This is a genomic window from Pseudoalteromonas obscura (genome assembly GCF_030135505.1).
GTDB classification, from domain to species: domain Bacteria; phylum Pseudomonadota; class Gammaproteobacteria; order Enterobacterales; family Alteromonadaceae; genus Pseudoalteromonas; species Pseudoalteromonas obscura.
Genome location: NZ_JASJUT010000002.1, coordinates 365,906 through 384,660, shown reverse-complemented (window position 1 = coordinate 384,660; position 18,755 = coordinate 365,906). Strand labels below are relative to the sequence as shown.

14 protein-coding genes are annotated in these 18,755 nt (G+C 43.5%); 3 read left to right on the top strand and 11 right to left on the bottom strand.

The window, feature by feature from the left end:
- Nucleotides 1-10 precede the first annotated feature (10 nt).
- Nucleotides 11-1,972 (bottom strand): FAD-dependent L-amino acid oxidase, encoded by a 1,962-nt coding sequence (locus QNM18_RS05825; RefSeq protein WP_211009710.1) that lies wholly within the window; start codon nucleotides 1,970-1,972, stop codon nucleotides 11-13.
- A gap of 386 nt (nucleotides 1,973-2,358) precedes the next feature.
- Here QNM18_RS05825 and QNM18_RS05820 point away from each other — a divergent pair, with 386 nt between their 5' ends.
- Entirely contained in the window at nucleotides 2,359-3,993 is a 1,635-nt protein-coding gene (locus tag QNM18_RS05820; RefSeq protein ID WP_284136637.1) for a winged helix-turn-helix domain-containing protein, read from the top strand.
- Here QNM18_RS05820 and QNM18_RS05815 read toward each other — a convergent pair.
- The 3 genes from QNM18_RS05815 to QNM18_RS05805 all read right to left on the bottom strand — a co-directional run bounded on the left by QNM18_RS05815 (nucleotide 3,990) and on the right by QNM18_RS05805 (nucleotide 9,318).
- Nucleotides 3,990-4,916: a glycoside hydrolase family 16 protein gene (locus tag QNM18_RS05815; protein ID WP_284136636.1), complete on the bottom strand. Its 927-nt coding sequence runs from the start codon at nucleotides 4,914-4,916 to the stop codon at nucleotides 3,990-3,992. The genes QNM18_RS05820 and QNM18_RS05815 overlap by 4 nt on opposite strands.
- A 183-nt stretch (nucleotides 4,917-5,099) precedes the next feature.
- Complete coding sequence (locus tag QNM18_RS05810; protein ID WP_284136635.1) at nucleotides 5,100-6,185, bottom strand: efflux RND transporter periplasmic adaptor subunit; 1,086 nt, start codon at nucleotides 6,183-6,185, stop codon at nucleotides 5,100-5,102.
- A gap of 10 nt (nucleotides 6,186-6,195) precedes the next feature.
- Complete coding sequence (locus QNM18_RS05805; RefSeq protein ID WP_284136634.1) at nucleotides 6,196-9,318, bottom strand: efflux RND transporter permease subunit; 3,123 nt, start codon at nucleotides 9,316-9,318, stop codon at nucleotides 6,196-6,198.
- A gap of 563 nt (nucleotides 9,319-9,881) precedes the next feature.
- Between QNM18_RS05805 and QNM18_RS05800 the strand changes: the two genes are divergently transcribed.
- The gene (locus tag QNM18_RS05800; protein ID WP_211009706.1) at nucleotides 9,882-10,340 is read left to right on the top strand and encodes a hypothetical protein; all 459 of its coding nucleotides are present in this window, start codon (nucleotides 9,882-9,884) and stop codon (nucleotides 10,338-10,340) included.
- A 39-nt stretch (nucleotides 10,341-10,379) separates the two neighbouring features.
- On the opposite strand, the gene QNM18_RS05795 is transcribed toward QNM18_RS05800, so the two are convergent.
- The 7 genes from QNM18_RS05795 to dinG all read right to left on the bottom strand — a co-directional run bounded on the left by QNM18_RS05795 (nucleotide 10,380) and on the right by dinG (nucleotide 16,216).
- Nucleotides 10,380-11,174 (bottom strand): NPP1 family protein, encoded by a 795-nt coding sequence (locus QNM18_RS05795; RefSeq protein ID WP_284136633.1) that lies wholly within the window; start codon nucleotides 11,172-11,174, stop codon nucleotides 10,380-10,382.
- 121 nt (nucleotides 11,175-11,295) lie between these two features.
- Complete coding sequence (locus QNM18_RS05790; RefSeq protein ID WP_211009704.1) at nucleotides 11,296-11,469, bottom strand: YbaM family protein; 174 nt, start codon at nucleotides 11,467-11,469, stop codon at nucleotides 11,296-11,298.
- A complete protein-coding gene (locus tag QNM18_RS05785) occupies nucleotides 11,466-11,738 on the bottom strand; it encodes a late competence development ComFB family protein (protein ID WP_023397007.1) in 273 nt (90 codons plus the stop codon). Before QNM18_RS05785 ends, QNM18_RS05790 begins: the two co-directional genes overlap by 4 nt.
- 117 nt (nucleotides 11,739-11,855) lie before the next feature.
- A complete protein-coding gene (locus tag QNM18_RS05780; protein ID WP_284136632.1) occupies nucleotides 11,856-12,767 on the bottom strand; it encodes a histone deacetylase family protein in 912 nt (303 codons plus the stop codon).
- Between the two features lies 1 nt (nucleotide 12,768).
- Nucleotides 12,769-13,368 carry a primosomal replication protein gene (locus QNM18_RS05775; RefSeq protein ID WP_023397005.1) on the bottom strand — a complete coding sequence of 200 codons (600 nt, stop codon included), beginning with the start codon at nucleotides 13,366-13,368 and terminating at the stop codon, nucleotides 12,769-12,771.
- Nucleotides 13,365-14,144, bottom strand: coding sequence for a sulfite exporter TauE/SafE family protein (locus QNM18_RS05770; protein ID WP_211009702.1), 780 nt, complete (start codon nucleotides 14,142-14,144; stop codon nucleotides 13,365-13,367). Before QNM18_RS05770 ends, QNM18_RS05775 begins: the two co-directional genes overlap by 4 nt.
- Before the next feature lie 2 nt (nucleotides 14,145-14,146).
- Nucleotides 14,147-16,216: an ATP-dependent DNA helicase DinG gene (gene dinG / locus QNM18_RS05765; RefSeq protein ID WP_284136631.1), complete on the bottom strand. Its 2,070-nt coding sequence runs from the start codon at nucleotides 16,214-16,216 to the stop codon at nucleotides 14,147-14,149.
- A 23-nt stretch (nucleotides 16,217-16,239) separates the two neighbouring features.
- On the opposite strand from dinG, the gene QNM18_RS05760 reads away from it, so the two are divergent.
- Entirely contained in the window at nucleotides 16,240-18,612 is a 2,373-nt protein-coding gene (locus tag QNM18_RS05760; RefSeq protein WP_284136630.1) for a DNA polymerase II, read from the top strand.
- Nucleotides 18,613-18,755 lie beyond the last annotated feature (143 nt).

The following is an 18,755-nucleotide window of genomic DNA, read 5'->3' as shown; positions in this document are numbered from 1 at the left end:
GTGTGTTCGCTTACTTGGTATCGAAGTAGCTGAGATCGACCCCAATGACACTTTCAAAGTTTTGGTTGCGATCTATGGGAGCAGCACTGGCAGAGAAGTTAGATTCAATGTACTGGTTGATAAGTTTGCTGGAGTTTTCTTCATAGATAGCCTTGATGGCATCAGATGCGTGAATATTCGTCGCCTCAAAGTACACTTGGCTGAAAGGTTTTAAGCCAAAACCTTTTTCTAGTGCCAAGTCTGTAGAGCGTAATGCACCTTCAACCCATCCTTGGTAATCAGAGAATGCTTCACCACAGGTATAAAGGTTAGGTAGGGGTTCACTGAGCGTTGCCATAACCTCTTTATCATTGGCGCCCACAGCCCATTGGTGTACACCATAACCAAATTGGCGGCTCGCTGGGATATCAAACTTAGTACTGCCTTCCCAAATGCGCGCACTTGTTAAAATGGGCGCAGGAACATAATGCGTGTTGAAAATTTCTTTAAAAAATTTGGTTGCTTGTGCGACAACGGCGGTTGAGGCCGGGTAAATATCATCGGGTACTTCTTGAATGTAATGTGCTTGGTCTGGGTGATGATAGGTTTCACCAATATTTTGTAAGTTACTCCAAAAGTTAATATTTAAGTAATCGCAGTATATTGTTAAAGCTGCTGGACGTTCGTACTTATCATTGCCAATTCGATCTAGTTTTGCCTCTATGTCTTTGGATGGGGTTGTAGTGCGTTCTTGATACATAAGCGCTGCGGCCAACTCATCATTGACTGCATAAAAAGGGTATACTGATCCGGTTGGTAAGTCGGCAAAGTTTGGACCAAACTCAACTGCGGGTCTGCCAGTCGTGCCGCGACCCCACCAAGCAGAGTCATAATAGAGGTTAATCTTCAAAAGAGGCTGATTGCTGGCCGTTTGTAAGGTATTCCAAAGTTGCTCTGAACGTGCTTTATCCAGTTGATTGAACGCATTTGAGCGAACAAATAGCTTTTCCAGCGCAAGTCTGGGCAAACCTAGAATAACCTTTTCTGCTTGCACAGCGCCTTGATGAATTCGGCCGTGTTCGTCTTTATGCGTGTAATGTAAGGTATAAAGCCCTGACTCTTCAGCGTAATCTATCTCATCGATGTTGGTTTGCAGGTGGATATTGTCGGTGCCGACCTCTTCAACCAGTGTATTGGGCAGCGTACTAAACCCATCTTTAAAGGTTTTAAACTGCACATTGGCTGGAAAGTCTTCCAATAATTGATAAGCAACACCTGCGTTCATTTGTGACAGAAAAGTACCGTTAAAGCCAAGCACCCGATACAGCATGTTGATGCACTCTTGTGAGTACCCCATATCCGTGTATAGATCCCACAATGTCCACTCATTGAGGCTTTGCCCTTGCCACTGGCATTCGAGTCTAAATGCTTGCCAAAATTCTGGGCCTCGTACTTCTGGGCGTTGTTGAAATTGAGGGTTTGCTTCTAAAATTCGGTTAAATACGACATTCACGATGTCTTTCGGGTTAACACCTTGCTCAGACTGGTCCAAATTGTATAAATGTGACCAAATAGCATAATTATCCTGCTGTGCATCCGATACGCTAAAGCTCTCTCCTCGGAAAAATAAACGATTATTTCCGCCACTGTTCATTGGAAAGGGCACAATGTCGTTTTGCAAATTAAGCTTTAAAAAGAGTGCCATTAAGTCGTCCATGCCATCAAACAAAAAGCGCATGCCACCTTGCTCTTCTTTTACTGTGATGGTTTTAGGTTCGTTTGAACGTAGGTTGTTAAATTTGATTAGATCTGAATCTAAACGGCCACCGGTTCTGTTTGACCGTTCAAAGATTGCGAGATCTTGGCATTGTGCTTCTTGCTGTAAACGCCATGCGCTATATAGTCCTGACATACCTGCGCCGACAATGGCGACTTTTACTTTAGAAGGGAGGGGTTTATCCGTTATCTCTTTGCCAAATGTGAAATGTGTCATAGTTTTTCCTTAGCCTCAATGGTTAAGTCTACTCTGGCAGACGACTACTCCTATAAAACGACTACTGCGACTGTGCTGCAAAAGCAGATCATTAAATCTGCGATATACATCAAACCTTGCTGGTATTTGTACAAGTTCGTAAAGGCACCTTGGCACGGCTGTTTATGGTGCATTTGAACGAATTCAATTAAATGTAGCACAAAGGTTAAATTTGTGGGTTTGAAGTGAAAGACAGGTGGTTTTTATAAGTACCTTGAAGTATATCAATTAAATTGCCTCTGAAGATTATCTTATGGAGCTTGAGTGGAGTAAGGCATTGAGGCAAACTATATGTAAAACATATGGTTATAATTCACAGCTGTGAAACCTATTTAATGGTGTGAGTGATGCGCTTTAAAGTTGATAACAAGGAAGTCGATCTTGTCCGTGGTGTTGTTGTTTGTACATTGGACACACAGCAAAAACCCATTGATATACGTGCTAAGACATTGCAAGTTTTAACCTTATTAGTTGAAAACTCAGACCGAGTTGTGACCAAGCAAGAGCTACTTGAGCAAATATGGCGTGACCTAGTTGTACAAGATCAAGTACTTGTACAATCTATCAAAGAGATCCGGGATTTGCTCGGGGCAAATACGATAAAAACCTTTCCGAAAAAAGGTTACCGCTGGGTAGCAGATATAGAGTTGGTGCAAAAGGCGGGTCAACCAAAACGCTACTTTGAAGCTAGATTTCTGGCACTAGGCTTTTTGGCTGTTACCCTGCTACTGGGGCTGAGCTACATTGTGTTCGTTAAAAAAAATACCGCCCAATTGCCAACCATAGCCTTTTTGCCTGTCGAAAATCATATGCCAGATAAGCTGCATGAGTGGGTACCTATTAAAGGGATGGATCAATTAACGCATGCACTTGCAAAACAAACCGATTTGCCCGTGAGCAATACGGATAATGTGCTACTCGCGATAGAGCACCTCCAGCAGCGAAAGATAAAAGAGCGACGATCTATCGCACAATTTGTCTTTAAACTTCAACAAAAACTAGACGCTCAATTGATAGTGCAAACAAGGCTGACAGGTTACCCTCAAGATCTGCAATTACACTACACGTTGCACGCACAACAAGGCCCCGAGCAAGGGGTGATTCTCTCGCAAAGTGTCGATGATGCATTCAATCAGCTTATTTCTGTATTGGCACAAAGGTTTGGTCAACGTGAGAGAATGAGTGACCAAAGCTACTACAGTGCCTTTAGCAACCAAGCTTTTGCCAAAGGAGTAAATGCTTACTTGCAACGTAATTTTGATGCGGCTATCACGCTGTTTCGTGGGGCATTAATTGAAGAGCCAAACATGCTAGCAGCAAGGCGGTATTTGGCAGGAAGTTTAGCTAATACGTATCAATTAGAGCAGGCAATTGCTTTGTTGCAAGGGAGTTTAGCTCTGGAAGACCTATCGATGGGCCAAAAAGAACACTTGCGGGCAAATTTGATGATTGGGTACCTGCTTATCCATTGGCCCACAGGTGAAGACAGGGAGCAAGAGTTAGATATGGCAGAGCGATATATTGCTAATGCGAAAGGGCTTGCACAATCGAGCCAAGACAAGCTTTTTATTGCCTACTCTTACGAAGAGTTGGGAAAAATCAAGCGATTACAAGGCCATTATAGCGAGGCGACTCGTTGGCTATTGGCTGCGCTTGAGTATCATCAGAGTTTTCATGGCCAATATGGACAAACAGCTGCCTTAATTGAGTTGGCAAAAATCGCTATTGCGCAACAGGAGATCAGTGAAGCTAAGCACTATTTTGCCAGAGCAAAGCAGGTCGCTGACGAAAGCAACGCTCACCCAAATCAAATTTGGGTGTTACTTGCTCAGGCGGATATGCACCGTGATTTAGGGGATAAAACACGAGCTAGTACTTTGGCACAACAGGCCCTTGATATCGCACACCTTGCAGATAACCCTCACCTTATCGCGCGGGTGCAGGCATGGTTCGCACAAGTGCCTATTCATACAGTGAATTAGAGACTACAGTAGTCAGGTTGTTTTGGCTTCCAGTCAGGAACTGTGTCTCGTTGAGCTACATTGCTCTTTCTTAATTGCTCAACGGCTTTGACAACAGCGGTAGGTTCTACGACTTCATTTTTGACGAAATAGACCCAATCTACATCCTGATAATATTGGCGCATTTCGGTAGACTGGACCAGCTTATTTGGGTCAAACCACTGATTAAAGTTGATTGACATAGGAACCTCTGGGTAGACATCAGCACCGTGTTGGGCAAATAGATAGCCGTTTACATAGTACTTAAGGGTATTGTCAGCAACTTGGAGCACAAGGGTATTCCAACCTTGCAGAGACTCAATGTGATAATCGTATGCGTTGACTTTGGTCCACGGCGTCAGCTGAAAAGTTTCCCAAGAAGTGGCAAAGAGTGCGAGCCGCTCCGTACCCCAACCACCATTAGGTAAATATTCGAAATCCATTTCACTGTAGTTTTTGTCCATTGGCGCTTTGAGCGGGCTGATGGCATAAAATGTTTGTATTACTGCGTCACCGTCCGGGCCATATTGTGGTGCATCGTTAAAATAAACACGTGCAGCGTAGGTGCCTTCTTTGAATTTGCGGCTGTGACACACTTGGGTATGGCGAGTATTTTGAGCTGAGCCATCGGTTTTTGCAGTGATGCGCATCACCGTATTGTTATGGTTGATGGGGTCGGGATGAAATGTGACACCCTCTCGCCACCAAGTCGCATTTTTAATACCAGGATGACCGACTTCATCTCTAATTTGCCAACCATTTTTTTCTGCGTCAGAAAACTGGCTGTAACTAAAGTCATCAAACATGATTTGAGGTGATTTGGCATTGGCGGTTGCACAGATACCAACTGTGCCGGCTACCAATAAGCACGCTTGAGTTTTTATTAGAATTTTATTTATCAGCATGTGTAATTACTCCGTTGTTGGGGACAAGGAGTAGCTTGTTTGAGGTTGCTAAAAAGTGCTAATTAAACTTGCTGAAATATCGAGGTTTTGTTGGTTAAATTATATTAAATTATTGATAATAAACAATATAAAAATGAGTCATACTCATCCATAAGCAGACTCATTGGGCTAGTATTTGATTGTTTAATTGCTAGCTTGTACCTCAACCTCTTGTCCATCGGTTAGACGCTCGGCGCCTCGTACCGCAATACGATCACCAACAAGCAATTGGCGCTCATCATCTGACGGTATGATCTCGACCAATTTACCTTCGCCTTTTCCGACGGTGACAGGTATTTGCTGAACGGTATTATCTTGTGACACTTTGACTATATGGATCCCTGTTTGGCGAATAATTAAAGCGTCTCTATTAATTAGCATAACTGGTTTTTTCGACTGTAGCGGCACCGTGACGTCCACCAACTGCCCAACCGCAAAGGTATGTTGGTCTGCAATTAGTTTAGCCCGCACCTCCACCGTTTGAGAGCGAGGATCTGTGGCTGGGATCACGCTGGTAATGGTGGCTGTGCTTATAGTCGGCTTGTCCAAATCACCGCTTTGTATGGGTAAAGAGATACCCGGTTTTAAGTAGTGTAGATATTTGACTGGCACATATAATCTGGTTTCTAGATTATGGATATCAACAAAGTTGAGCAATTCACTTGCGCGGCTCACTTCTCTGCCTGCACGCTTGAAACGCTCGCTGACGACTCCTGTAAATGGCGCACGAATGGTCGCTCTGGTGAGTTGATCTGCTATTACGCGCAATTCAATTTCTGCCAGCGCGATATCAGACAAAGCTAAATCGTGTTGGTTCTGAACACTATCAACTTGTGTTGCCGCTGCACTGTTGGTTTTCGCCAATTTTTTCAATCGGCTAAGTTCCTGCTTGTGAAACCTGAGGTTCACTTTGGCACGGTTTAACATTTCTTGCTGGCGTGCTCGTTCTAGCTCGAGAGGGAGAGTATCCATACGGACCAGCACTTCTCCTTCGTTTACCTGCTGACCGGGCTCTGCAACAAACAGCAGCCTGCCAGCTAATCCGGCTGTCAATACGACATCTTGCTTGCCATATAGGGTACCGTTGACTGCCAAAGAGCTAGTCAATGGCGCTTGCGTAACGGACTCCACGGCAATTGGCAGTGCGGCGGTACTGATTGAGCTATACATGAATGTGCTGCATGCCAAGGCCAATGAGAAAAATTTAACGGTGAAAGGTGTTTTACGCATTGTTACTTCCTTATTGGTTTGACACTAGATTGAGTGAGGGTTTGTGTTCACTATTTTGCTCTGGGCGAGAGTATTTACCTTTACCTAGCTGTAATAAGCTCGGCATGAGGAGTAGTGTGAACAGGGCGCTTATCGCCATTCCGCCGACTATCACTGTGGCTAGACCGCGGTAAATCTCTGCTCCTACACCTGGTACTAACGTCAGTGGCAACATACCAAACAGACTGGTTAACGTACTCAAGTAGACCGGCCTTGCTCGCAACAGAACAGCTTGACGCACTGCATTTTGCCTAGGCATACCCGCCGCTTCTGCGATGCGAGTCTGATCGACCAACAAAATGGCATTATTCACGACCAAACCAAGCAAGATGATAAAGCCGATCATGGTCAGCAAGTCGAGCGATTGAAAAGTGAATAAGTTGAGAATATAGAGTGCTATTACGCCACCGGCCGCTGCCAATGGCATAACCATGAGCACCAATAAGCTATCTTTAGCCGATTTAAACAGCGCACTCATCAACAAAAATAAAATAAACAGAGCCAGCACAAAGTTAATGGCCATCTCTTGAATTGCAGAGTTCATTTTTTGCGCATTGCCGGAAAGAATCACACCAGCGGTTTCTGGCAGTACTTCTTTGACTTTAGGGATCACCTGTGTGCTTAAAATTTGTTGCGCTTGCTCCAAAGACATGTCTGCTGGTGGCGTTACGACCACGCTAACCGTTCTACGACCATTGACACGACGCAGCTGGCTAGGACCAACAGTACGTTCGACATGCGCCAACTCTCCAACTGTCTGAATACCAGCGTCTGGGGTGACGATAGGGAGTGATTTTAAGGCTTCTGGCGAGTCCCAGCTCGAAGCGCGTAAAATAACGTTCATGCGGTCATTTCCGTTAAAGTATTCGTTGATGAATAGTCCGCCAGTAAATGCTTGTATGGCCTGAGAGACGTCTTGACGAGAGAGTCCGGCTTGCGTGATTCGACGATCATTGGGGTGCAATCTCAATTCAGGCTCAGCCATATCTAAGCGTGGTTGTGGTTGTGCGGTTGCCTGTGGAATGGCCTCCTTGACCGCAGATAAAGCCGTTTTAGCACCAGTGATAAGATCATCCATATTTGGACCGGTGATTTCGATATCAATATTACGGCCATCTCCCCCATTGGACACTTGAATCATAGAACCGCGGAATAGGAACACCTGTGTATCGGGCAGGTCGACAAGTATTTCCTCGCGAGTCACTTTCATCAACTCTTCAACCCGTTGAGGATCTGCGGAATAAATAAACCCACCAGCGTTTGTGCCAAATAAGTAAAAATTGAAATCCTTTATGCCCGGCTGCTTTTCCCCAGTGTAATGGGGCATTAGGCGAGCTTTAACGCGTTTTAGCAATTCTTCTTCCATATAGTTTATGTTTCCGCCAGGTGGTGTAACGAGCGAAAAGAAGAAGCCATCTGTAGGTGCTTGGGGCATGAAGTCTGTTTTTGGTAACATGGTAAATGTGATTAGCATGGAACATCCCAATAGACCCACTATCCAGCCTGTTTGTTTCGCGCGTGAGTTGGTTAACTTCATAATAAAATTAGTGAGCTTATGCCAGTATGCTTGATAGGGGTCTTGTTTTGCTTTTCTATCAGGTATGTAACGATTGGCAATTGGAATGATGGTTAATGCGCTGACAAGGGATGCAATAACGGCAATTGAAAGGGTTAGGGCTAAATCAGAAAACAGTTGGCCTTCAATTCCGGCCATAAATAAAATAGGTAAAAAGATGGCTACGCTGGTCGCTGTCGAAGCAAAGAGCGCGCCGGCTACCTGAGTCGCTCCCTTTAGAGCCGCCTTGCCATTTTCGAAGCCTTCCGATTTTAGCCGAGCTATATTTTCTTGCACTATGATAGCTGCGTCGAGGACTAACCCTACAGCGAACGCGAGTCCTGCTAAAGAGATAACATTGATACTGCGATCAAATATATTGAGCGCCAAAAATGCGACCATTAAAGACACGGGTATCGTTGCGGCAATGACCATCGTTGTTTTAACACCGCGAAAGAACAGCCATAAAATGATGCAAGATAGTAGAACACCTAAACCTAAGTTGCTTTTCACTAGCAGTAGGGCGTTTCGAATATGTACAGACGCATCAAAGCTGAGCTCAATACTTAAACCTGCTTCGCTTAGCGGGCCCGCGTTGAGTTCTTTGATGGCGAGGTTAATATCATCTAACAGTGCAACGGTATTGGCGTCGTTAACGCGTGAAATACGGATATAGTAAGCGGGCTGTCCATTCCTACCACTCATACCAAGCCGATCAGAGAAAGTCTCTTTCACGGTGGCAATATCGCCTAAATAAATGGGTCGATCATTGGAGTATCCGACGCGCATTTGCAGCATATCTTGTAAGTCATATTGCCCTGTAAAACGCACTGTGTACTGTCTACGGCCAACATTGGCGAGCCCCGAAGATGTGTCTTGGGAGGCACGTAGCGTTTGCCGAATTTGATTGATACTGATCCCCAGCGCTGCCGCCTTGTGTGGGTCAAATGTTACTCGTAATTCACGGTCTCGTTCACTGGCCAAATCAACTCGAGATACCCCTTGGATTTGCGATAGCCGAGGTTCAATGATCTCGTCTATTTGCTTTTGGTATTGCGCCATATCAAAGCTTAAGCCTTGTTCACCAGCATCGAGCGGTGTAACCAGCAAGGTGGCTGCAGCAGTTCCGCCGCCTCCACCAAAGCCGCCGCCAGCCGAGACAACTGGATCTAATGCATCCAGTGGCAGAGGAGGAGCTTGATTCAGGTTAGTTAAGACATCCAACATTGCCTGTTGCATATCGGTGCCAATGGCGAAAGTGAGCGAAATAAAACCGTTTCCGCGATTGATTACGGTATCAACTTCCAGTGCTCCTGGTGTATTTTTTACTGCGTTTTCTAGCGGCTCAATAATGACGGATTCTATTTCTTCAGGGGCAGCTTGTCGCCAGCCAGAAAAAATGGTGATTTGAGGTTGTTCGATATCTGGTGTAAGTTGAATTGGTAGTTTAAATATACTTAACAATCCAAACACCATGACTAAAGCCAGAATGACTATCACACTGGCTGGGTTTTTTAGGGAACTGCGCGTTAAATTCATCACAACATCCAAGTTTAACAGTACATGATGGAGTGTAACGATTGAGGGAAAAACTGCCAGTACCAAAAAATCAGCGGCTGACAAATGACACGATAAAAGGTACTTTTCTCGCGTTTGATTGCAATTTTGCAATAAGCTGTAACAATTTTTCATTGATTGAAACGTATTGCGTTGACACGCAATTTAAGAAGACTATGAGCTTACTACTAAATCGGTGAAGTTTAGGTCATACCTAGTGGGACTGAATATGTGTGTTTAGGAAGTGAAAACTCGTAGTGTATAAAAAAATTCATACTTAAAATGTATGCAGCTTATAAACTGACTTGAGATTGATGTAGGTTAAGAATATCGCCATATTTCAAAGTTTATCTGTATATGTTTTGGACGCTGAATTAGAATCGCGTCATAAGTTTAGGGACGGCCTTTTGAGGTGTATTCATGCATGACTGAACGCATTGGGATGCGGATTAGGTTAATGCGAGATAACTGCTTTTCAAAGGAAAAAGTTTAAGGACAAACAGCCTAGCACTTGATGTTTTAATACAGTTAAAAGGAGTATCGTCATGTTTGTTGCCTTGAAATGGGATCATCAAATAGGGGCGCATTTTGTATCTTGGGTTGTCGTAGAGTGCTCTGCGGTTAGAGATAAATTTGGTTTGCCTCAAGCAGTACCGCCACGTCGAGATGTCGCTTACTTTGTCAATCCGCACACCGCTGAGCAAGATGCAAAAGCATTTGCGGATCATAAAAACGGTGTGACCAGTGTGTCATATAAACCGGAATACTCACCCTATCTATCTGATCATCATGGCTTTGTGCATTACCAATGGGATCATACGTACCTTGAAGAATTGATAAAACATGCGGTGTTGTATTGGGAGGATGGTTTGCATGTCAAAAACCAGCCGTTTAGGGATGATATTGCGTATTTTATTTGCCCATTAGAATCCGAGTCGGATAGCCGGTTTTTCGCCCAATATAAATTAATGCTAGAAGGGCAGTGTTTGTTGCACAGTGCTTAAGGGTTGTTGAGTGAGGGTGGAGTGGGCACCCTCAATTAATTATTGTGCTGACAACACATCTTGTGCTGAAAAGGTCGGGAATTGACTGGGCTTAAAGCGATTAATGTTATTCAAAAATCGACTGTCTTTTACTGGTAAGGTGGCGGATCCATAGTCATATTGATTGAGTTTATCACGCAGTGCTTGGTTAGTTAGCCCGTCACCGTGCATATGGTACCAACTGATGATAGGAGGCGTGACAAAGCGACCATAATCATTTTCGGCAATTTCATTACTTTTTGCAAATCTCAATGCGTGAGTGAGTAGCCCATCTTTGTGATATACGATTTTTAAGTGTCCGTTTTCAAAAGGTAGCTGATCTTTTGATTTGGTGAAAAGGTCACCGTGTGCACTATAACTCCCATGAGTGACCATACCATCAAGAGTCCATACGGCAGCATATTCCCAGTCATGACGGTGTCCGCCGCCTAAATAGGGAATGACTTGGTCTTTCTTAAAATATAGTGCATAGAAATGCGCGCAAAATCGACCTGTATCAGTTTCTTTGCAGGCATACCTGTGTACAGTATTTGAAGTCGACAGAAACTGTCCATCACGGCAACTTCCGCCAAGAGCACCAGATGTTTTTAGTCCTGAATTTTGTTGTCCAGTTCGGCTAATGCCAGCACTTGGCAAGCAGCCATCTGTGTCAAAATCAAATACTGGTTCGGTGTTATTGATAATATAGCTAGGCGGTAATGCAGGATCTAAGGCTGCAAAGTTGTTTGCCATTGTGCTGTTGGTGAATACAGCACAACTTATAATGAATGCGCTAGATGCAATCTTGTTAGTCATAATATTCCTTGTTTTTAGAGATTAAAAGATTACTTATGTCATTAAGCATGACATGAAGAAAAATGCTTCGAAACTAAATACTAGGCAGTGATTATGACGAATTGTATATTAAATGTTAAGTTTAGTTTTTTTGTTCTATTTCAGCGTGTGCTTTTTTTAGATAGTCTTGTTTTACAATCTCGAGTGCATCAAGCACTTGTTGGGGAGGAACCTGGTTTTGTTCTAATAACATAATTAAGTCAACGGCGAGTTTTACATGTTGCGGTGCTTGTTCAACCGTGGTGGGCTTATTCATTCTTTAAATTGTCTCTTTTTAGATACTTGCTCTATGGCAACTTCAATGGCGACCTCGACCCGTTCTTCCATTTGCTGTCGTTCAGATTGTGGTAGGTAAAATTCCATATCGACATCGTAACGGATGTAGCGAGCTGGTAACTGATTGAGGACGGTACAACAAAAGTCAGCCATTACGTTTTCGTCGTACTTTTCGTGTAGCTTGCGCTCCACAATTTGTTCGAGCATAACTTTCTCATAATAATTATGCAAATCATCATGCAGTTTCATAGTGTTAACTCCCTCATGATCCCCCTTAGTATCATTTAAAGTCTATATCATAAAAGTTGAGTACGCGACTTACCAAGTCGGTTAAATTTGTCTTAAATAGAGTCGATGTTTAGGACATCAATTTTGGCTTGATATATATGGGGATGCTGTTAAAGCATTAAAAAGTTGTTGATGGACGGTGACCAATGCATCTGTATCGCGTTGATAACCGCCGCCAAGAGCGCACATTAACGGGATTTGGTGCTCATAACAATAGTCTAAAATAAACGTCTCGCGGTTGAAAACGCCTTGCAAGGAAATATTGAAATGACCGAGTTCGTCTTTGTCGAATATATCCGCTCCGGCATTGTATAAGATGATATCGGGCCGGTGCATACGCACGCATAAGTCCATTGCTTGTTTGAGTGTGGTTAAATAATCGCTATCTTGAGTACCTGACGGTAGCGCAAAGTCATAGTCGGAGGATTCTTTTAATCTTGGAAAGTTTTGTTCACAGTGTAGTGAACAGGTCACAATATTGGCATGTGATTGCAGTATTGACGCTGTACCATCGCCTTGGTGCACATCGCAATCTAGGATCAACACAGAGTCGACTTGGCCTGTTTCAAGGAGTTCGCAGGCGGCGATGGCTAAATCATTAAAAATACAAAACCCGCTGGCCCTGTCACCAAATGCGTGATGATAACCGCCGGCTAAATTGGCTGCAAAACCATGTTTTAGTGCGTGATTTGAAGCTGCGATGCTGGCCCCAACAGAGGTTAAGGTGCGTTCAACGAGTTGTTTTGACCAGGGAAACCCCATACGTTTTATCTCGGCGCTAGTCATCGTGCCATGGCAAAATGCTTTGATATAATCTTGGCTATGGCAACGACTCAGCTGCTGATGGGACGCTTTTTGGGGCACAGGTTTAATATGAGACTCTAGCTCTGAATTAGCTAAGCGAGTTTTGAGTTTGTGGTATTTGCTGATAGGGAATCGATGTCGAGATGGAAGTTCTAAGCTACTATAAATCGGGTCGTAAAACAGCATGTCAGCGATTGCCTTGCTTTTCTAATTGCTGGATTTTTTCTTCTGTTGCTGATATTGCTTTACGGCAACGCCCTAAACGCGTGTGCAACGCTAAAATTTCGGCATTCAGTTTGGTATTTTGCTCTGCGTTAGCACCGTCCAGCTGGGCACGACGAATATCTATCATTTCCTGTAATCGACGTTCAAACTCATGGTTTTGAGATAGCTCTTGGTACAGTTCGTGGGAGGATTGCATGATCCGTTGTACAGCTTTTTTGTAAACCTTGGCTTTTTTCGGTTGACTGAGCTTATTTTCTTTTGCCCATACAGGAGTCGATTTTAATACCTTGATGATGGCCTGCATCTGCTCGCCAATTTGTTCAACCGCAAATTGGTATGCATGACGATTTTGCTCTGGCGGTAAGTGTTTGAGTGCCTGTTGTATTTCATCGACATAATCGGTGAGTAGCAAGCTTTTGGTGTGGAATAAATGACTGTCAAACAAACTCGGTTGATTTTGAATGTAACGGTTTTTGTCAAACCATTTTGCTTTGTCAAACTGATGAGCCTGAGTAGCAAGCTGTTCAAGTTTACTTTTGAGCTTTAGAAAAGCCTGGCTCATGACATATATGCCTCAAATATTAACTTGCCAGCTAAGACTATGACCACAGTATTAAAGATAGGTTTAATTAGCTTACTGCCAAATTTTATTGCTGAATGAGCACCTATCCATGCGCCAAGCATTAAAAAAGCCCCCATGGTGACGCCAAGTAAAAAGTTTACATGGCCAAGTGCAACAAACGTGATGAGCGAAATAAAATTCGACACAAAGTTCATTGAACGCGCCAGGCCACAATTTAGCAACAAACTCATTTTATACAGTAAGCTGTTGGATGCGGTCCAAAAAGTGCCCGTCCCCGGACCTGCAAGGCCATCGAAAAAGCCAAGAGACAGACCTTGCAACCACTGTTTAATTTTCAGAGCTGGGGTCTTCTTGGGTAGTGTGTTTAATTCCGTAGAACTCAGGCTACCAAATAAGCTGTAGAGTGCGACCACGATGATGATTATGGGCAGTAGCTTATTAAGTACTTCGATACTTAGTTTGTCCACAAGTAGCGTGCCGAGGATTGCGCCGATGGCTGTGGCGAGTGTGGAAGCTGCCCAAAATCTTGGGTTAAATAGCTGTTTTTTATAGTAGGTGAAGCTCGCTGTCAGTGAGCCAAAGCTGGCTGCTAACTTATTAGTTCCCAATGTAACATGAGGCGGTAGCCCAGCTGTTAACAATGCAGGTACAGTCAACATGCCACCGCCACCGGCGACAGCATCGATAAATCCAGCAGCCAAAGCAACCGCACATAAAAGTGCCCAAGTTAGCGGGTCAAAAGCGAGTTCAAGCATTATTAATCTATTTGTCTAGCAAAGGGTGGCAGCGTGTCTAGCATGGCTTTTCCGTAACGTTTGGTTACGAGACGCCTATCAAGTATCGTGATGCGACCAGAATCAGTTTCCTTGCGCAGAAGTCTACCACAGCTTTGCACTAATTTCTTTGCAGCATCCGGTACAGTAATAGATAAAAACGGATTTCCGCCCTTTGATTGAATAAATTCAGCTTGTGCTTCTTCGACTGGTGAAGTCGGCACCGCAAATGGTATTTTAGTAATTATTAGATTTTCAAGGTATTTTCCTGGCAGATCGAGACCTTCCGACAGGCTTTGTGTGCCAAACAAGATACTTCCAGCGCCTAAGTCTACGGCGGCTTTATGACGGCTGAGTAGGGCCTCTCGAGACATTTCACCCTGCACTAAGATATTTAGTTTTTGCTTACGTAGGGCAGAAACAACATGGTCCATTTGCCAGTAGGAGGCAAATAGCACTAAATTTGCTTTCTTTTTATCCAAATACTCAGGCAAGGCCTCGGCCAAAAAGTCACTAAATGTTTTGTCAGTGGGTTCGACTGTGGTTTTGGGTAGATGTAACGTCGCTTGCTTTTGGTACGCAAATGGAGAGTCTGCTTTGATAAATTTGACCCCATCTTCACCAACTAAACCGCTTTCTTTGGAGAAGTGATCAAAGCTGCCAAGTGCGGTTAAGGTCGCTGAACATAACACTGCACCAGCGCACTCTCGCCAAAGTTTGTCTTTTAAATAAAACCCAACTTCAATAGGGCAATCACATAATAAGTAGTCGTGATGGTTTTTGTATTCCATCCTTTTTATCCAGCGCGCATGCGGGGTACTTTCCCCCTTGGCGGCATAGCTAAACCATAACTTATTGAGTTGTTCTAGTCGATTAATGTACAGCCCACTTTCAACTAAAAGCGGATCCGCTAAAAATGGTTGCACGTCGCCATCGGATACATCTGTCGTGAGTGCATCATGCATTTTGTTTAATGCCCTTAGCGCATCTAGCGTCGCATCTGCGATATCTTTGGCTTGTGTTGTTAAAGACTCTGGTACGTCGCCATGAACAAATCGATAGGTGTCATTGTCGTTGTATTCAAAATTAGCCTGATCCAAACTATCACGCACAATTCTGAGAAATTTTCCAGCATCATTGACTGCATCGTTAAGTTTGAAGTTTTGACCGATCGCTTTTTGTGACACTATGGTGTTGGCCATTTTGCCACTGAACTTGAGTAACTTCTCAAGCCACTCTATGGTGCCTTTGATAGTCGCAGCCGCTGACGAAAAGTCACGGGTGATATGTGGTAGATGATGCGCTTCATCAATCACGTAAAAAGTGTCTTCCGGTTCAGGTAAAATTGTACCACCGCCAAGTTCAAGGTCCGCTAATAGCAGAGCATGGTTAATAACCAGTACGTCCATTTGCGCTATTTTTTGTCGTGCCAAATGAAAAGGGCATAAATGGTGTGATTTCATTTGCCTTTGACAAGCGTGTTTGTCGCAGGCAATCAGGTTCCATACTTTGTCTGGAATAGTGTCTTCCCAGCTATCTCGGTCTCCGGCCCACTGTTTGTTTTGATATGCATTGGCCAGCTCGCGCAAGCATTTTTGCTCCATATCGGTCAGTGGTGAAGAAGTAGTCGGTACCAAAGACATTTGCGTGTCATCTTCGTTCACTGCTGCTATCAACTTTTGCACACAGATATAACGCTGACGGCCTTTGACTAAATCGAATTTAAAGTCGATACCACTGTGCTCTTTAAAAAAGGGCAGCTCTTTTTCGATTAGCTGCTCTTGTAATGCAACTGTTGCGGTAGATATGACTAGCTTTTTCTTTTTTGCTAACGCTAAAGGCAGCGCACCGAGACAGTATGCGAGAGATTTTCCCGTGCCCGTACCCGCTTCTATGACACATATACGCTGTGATTTGTGGTACTCACCAGCAAGAGTTTTGGCGATTTCAGCGACAAGGTAGTTTTGGCTACTGCGCGGGCGGTAGTCCGTCAATTGCTGGGCGATATTCTGATGGGCATGACGTACGGTTTTTTTTAATGAGTCTGACAACATGTGGATCGCCTAAGCAAAAAAGTATGGATATAATTACAGGGGTGTATTTTAGGCGGGGTTCACAATTGGCACAAGCAGTATATCCGGGCTTTATTTTGTCTCGGCAGCAAACTTCATATAAAGGTAAGACGCGCTTGTGTTATTGGTTAAAGACACAACAGGGTGCAACTAAGGCGTTTGTTGAACATGAAAAAAGTGTGTTTTTTGTTAAGCAAATACACCAAGACATTGTAAAAACGCGTTTAAATCAGGTTAATTGCCAATTTCAACTTGCTCAAGTGCCACTTAAACATTTTGATCAGTCCCAAGTTGTAGCGCTATATTTTTCAAGTTTAAGCGACTTTTATTTAGCCAAAGAAACGCTTAACGGACATGTGCCATTATATGAAGAAGATATTCGCCATGCCGATAGGTATTTAATGGAGCGTTATATCAAAGGTAGTGTTTGGGTTACAGGCGTATCAAAACAAGGTAACGGCTACCTTGAATTACACAATGCTAAATTAAAAGCACATCCTTCCTTTATACCACAGTTAAATATGTTGTCTTTGGATATTGAGTGTAGTGGAGATGGCGTTTTATTTTCTGTCGGCCTTGTAACGCAGTCGGAAAAAGTCGTGATTATGATTGGAGTTCCCGAACCGAGTGATATCAATATTATTTGGGTTGAAGATGAAATATCACTGCTGAATACGCTGCAAGAGCTTATCAATCAGCTAAACCCTGATGTACTGATTGGCTGGAACGTCATTGATTTTGATTGTGTGGTACTACACGAGCGAGCACAGGCGTTAGGTGTCTCTTTAAATATTGGCCGCGATGGTGATGCTATGCAAGTATCAAGCGGTAATTTCACCCGAGTGCTGATCCCCGGGCGGGTAGTTATCGATGGTATTGATACTATGAAAAATGCAACATACCACTTTGAAACCTTTAAATTAAGCTTTGTTGCTAAGTCAGTTTTAGGTCGAGAAAAGCTGATTGGTCAAGATGACCGATTAGAAGAGATCGTTAGGCAATTTCACGAAGATAAGACCAGCCTAGCCAAATATAATTTAGAAGACTGCATTCTTGTATGGGATATTTTCCAACAACAGTCTTTACTGGACTTTGCGATAGCCAGAACGCGATTAACCGGCCTCGAGCTTGAGCGCATGGGCGGGTCGGTCGCGGCTTTCACCAACCTATATTTACCCCCATTACATCGTAGTGGTTACATTGCGCCAAACCTCGGCGAGCACGGGTTGAATTTCGATAGCCCAGGTGGTTATGTGATGGATTCAAAGCCAGGGCTTTACCAAAATGTTTTAGTGCTTGATTTTAAAAGCCTATATCCATCCATCATTCGCACATTTTGTATTGACCCAATGGGACTTATTGAAGGAGGCCGAAACACTTACGATGCTATTCCCGGTTTCAATAAAGGGCTGTTCTCCCGGGTACACCATCATTTACCAGAGTTGGTCGAGCAGCTTTGGGCTGCCCGCCACCGCGCCAAACAAGATGGTGAGCATATGTTGCAACAGGCCATTAAGATTATTATGAATAGTTTATATGGTGTGCTTGGCTCAAAGGGGTGTCGTTTTTATGACCCTCGGCTGTCTAGTTCAATTACGATGCGCGGTCATGAAATAATGCAAACAACACGGCGTTGGATCGAAGAGTTGGGCTACGAAGTCATATATGGCGATACAGACTCGACCTTTGTTCAAGCACCAGACACATTTTCACACCAAGCTTGCCTAGATCTGGGGAAAAGCTTGATGCATGAGATAAACACGCGCTGGGAAAAAGAGTTAAGTGAAAAATATCATTTACAGAGCTTTTTGGAGATTGAGTTTGAAACTCATTATCACCCATTCTTTATGCCAACTATTCGTGGCCAAGAGACAGGGTCAAAGAAGCGCTATGTGGGTCAAATTGAAAAAAATGGTGAGCATGAACTTGTTTTTAAAGGTATGGAAACAGTGCGTAGTGACTGGACAACCATTTCTAAAGAGTATCAGCAAGCGGTGATAAGGGCATTATTTGATGGTCAAAGTGTGACAGAGGTGACCGAGCATTACATTGCTTTGATCACGTCAGGTAGTGTTGATGATAAGCTCATTTATAAAAAACGTTTAGGCAAACCTCTGGATGCCTATGTTAAAAATATACCTCCTCATGTTCGAGCTGCGAAAGAGGCGACGAGGCTAGGATATGTCAACGGTCTTGGTAAAGGCAGCCAAATAGCTTATTTCATCAGCCAATCAGGTCCACAGTTGTACATTAAAGAACTTAAATTGCTCGATTATACCCACTATATAGAAAAGCAAATATTACCAATCTACAAAATGTTGCCGAACGTTGATGAGAATACCATTAATTTGGCAGGGCAGCGCTCTCTTGATTTGTAAATCTCAAGAAGCAACTTTTTATTGCTTTGTAATATTCGAGATTTTACCGCACAACAGTTAGTCAATCGATAAAATTGCTTTTGCAGCGATGTAAATTTCAAGTCCGATTTATGCAAACTAATTGTATTGTTTTGATTTTTCAG

Bases quoted from the DNA above. Each gene is read 5' to 3' on its own strand.
- QNM18_RS05795 (WP_284136633.1), bottom strand. From the start codon at position 11,174: ATGACTAACAAGATTGCATCTAGCGCATTCATTATAAGTTGTGCTGTA.
- QNM18_RS05825 (WP_211009710.1), bottom strand. From the start codon at position 1,972: ATGACACATTTCACATTTGGCAAAGAGATAACGGATAAACCCCTCCCT.
- QNM18_RS05820 (WP_284136637.1), top strand. From the start codon at position 2,359: ATGCGCTTTAAAGTTGATAACAAGGAAGTCGATCTTGTCCGTGGTGTT.
- QNM18_RS05810 (WP_284136635.1), bottom strand. From the start codon at position 6,185: ATGCGTAAAACACCTTTCACCGTTAAATTTTTCTCATTGGCCTTGGCA.
- QNM18_RS05760 (WP_284136630.1), top strand. From the start codon at position 16,240: ATGGATATAATTACAGGGGTGTATTTTAGGCGGGGTTCACAATTGGCA.
- QNM18_RS05815 (WP_284136636.1), bottom strand. From the start codon at position 4,916: ATGCTGATAAATAAAATTCTAATAAAAACTCAAGCGTGCTTATTGGTA.
- QNM18_RS05770 (WP_211009702.1), bottom strand. From the start codon at position 14,144: ATGCTTGAACTCGCTTTTGACCCGCTAACTTGGGCACTTTTATGTGCG.
- QNM18_RS05800 (WP_211009706.1), top strand. From the start codon at position 9,882: ATGTTTGTTGCCTTGAAATGGGATCATCAAATAGGGGCGCATTTTGTA.
- QNM18_RS05790 (WP_211009704.1), bottom strand. From the start codon at position 11,469: ATGAATAAGCCCACCACGGTTGAACAAGCACCGCAACATGTAAAACTC.
- dinG (WP_284136631.1), bottom strand. From the start codon at position 16,216: ATGTTGTCAGACTCATTAAAAAAAACCGTACGTCATGCCCATCAGAAT.
- QNM18_RS05805 (WP_284136634.1), bottom strand. From the start codon at position 9,318: ATGAATTTAACGCGCAGTTCCCTAAAAAACCCAGCCAGTGTGATAGTC.
- QNM18_RS05785 (WP_023397007.1), bottom strand. From the start codon at position 11,738: ATGAAACTGCATGATGATTTGCATAATTATTATGAGAAAGTTATGCTC.
- QNM18_RS05780 (WP_284136632.1), bottom strand. From the start codon at position 12,767: ATGCTGTTTTACGACCCGATTTATAGTAGCTTAGAACTTCCATCTCGA.
- QNM18_RS05775 (WP_023397005.1), bottom strand. From the start codon at position 13,368: ATGAGCCAGGCTTTTCTAAAGCTCAAAAGTAAACTTGAACAGCTTGCT.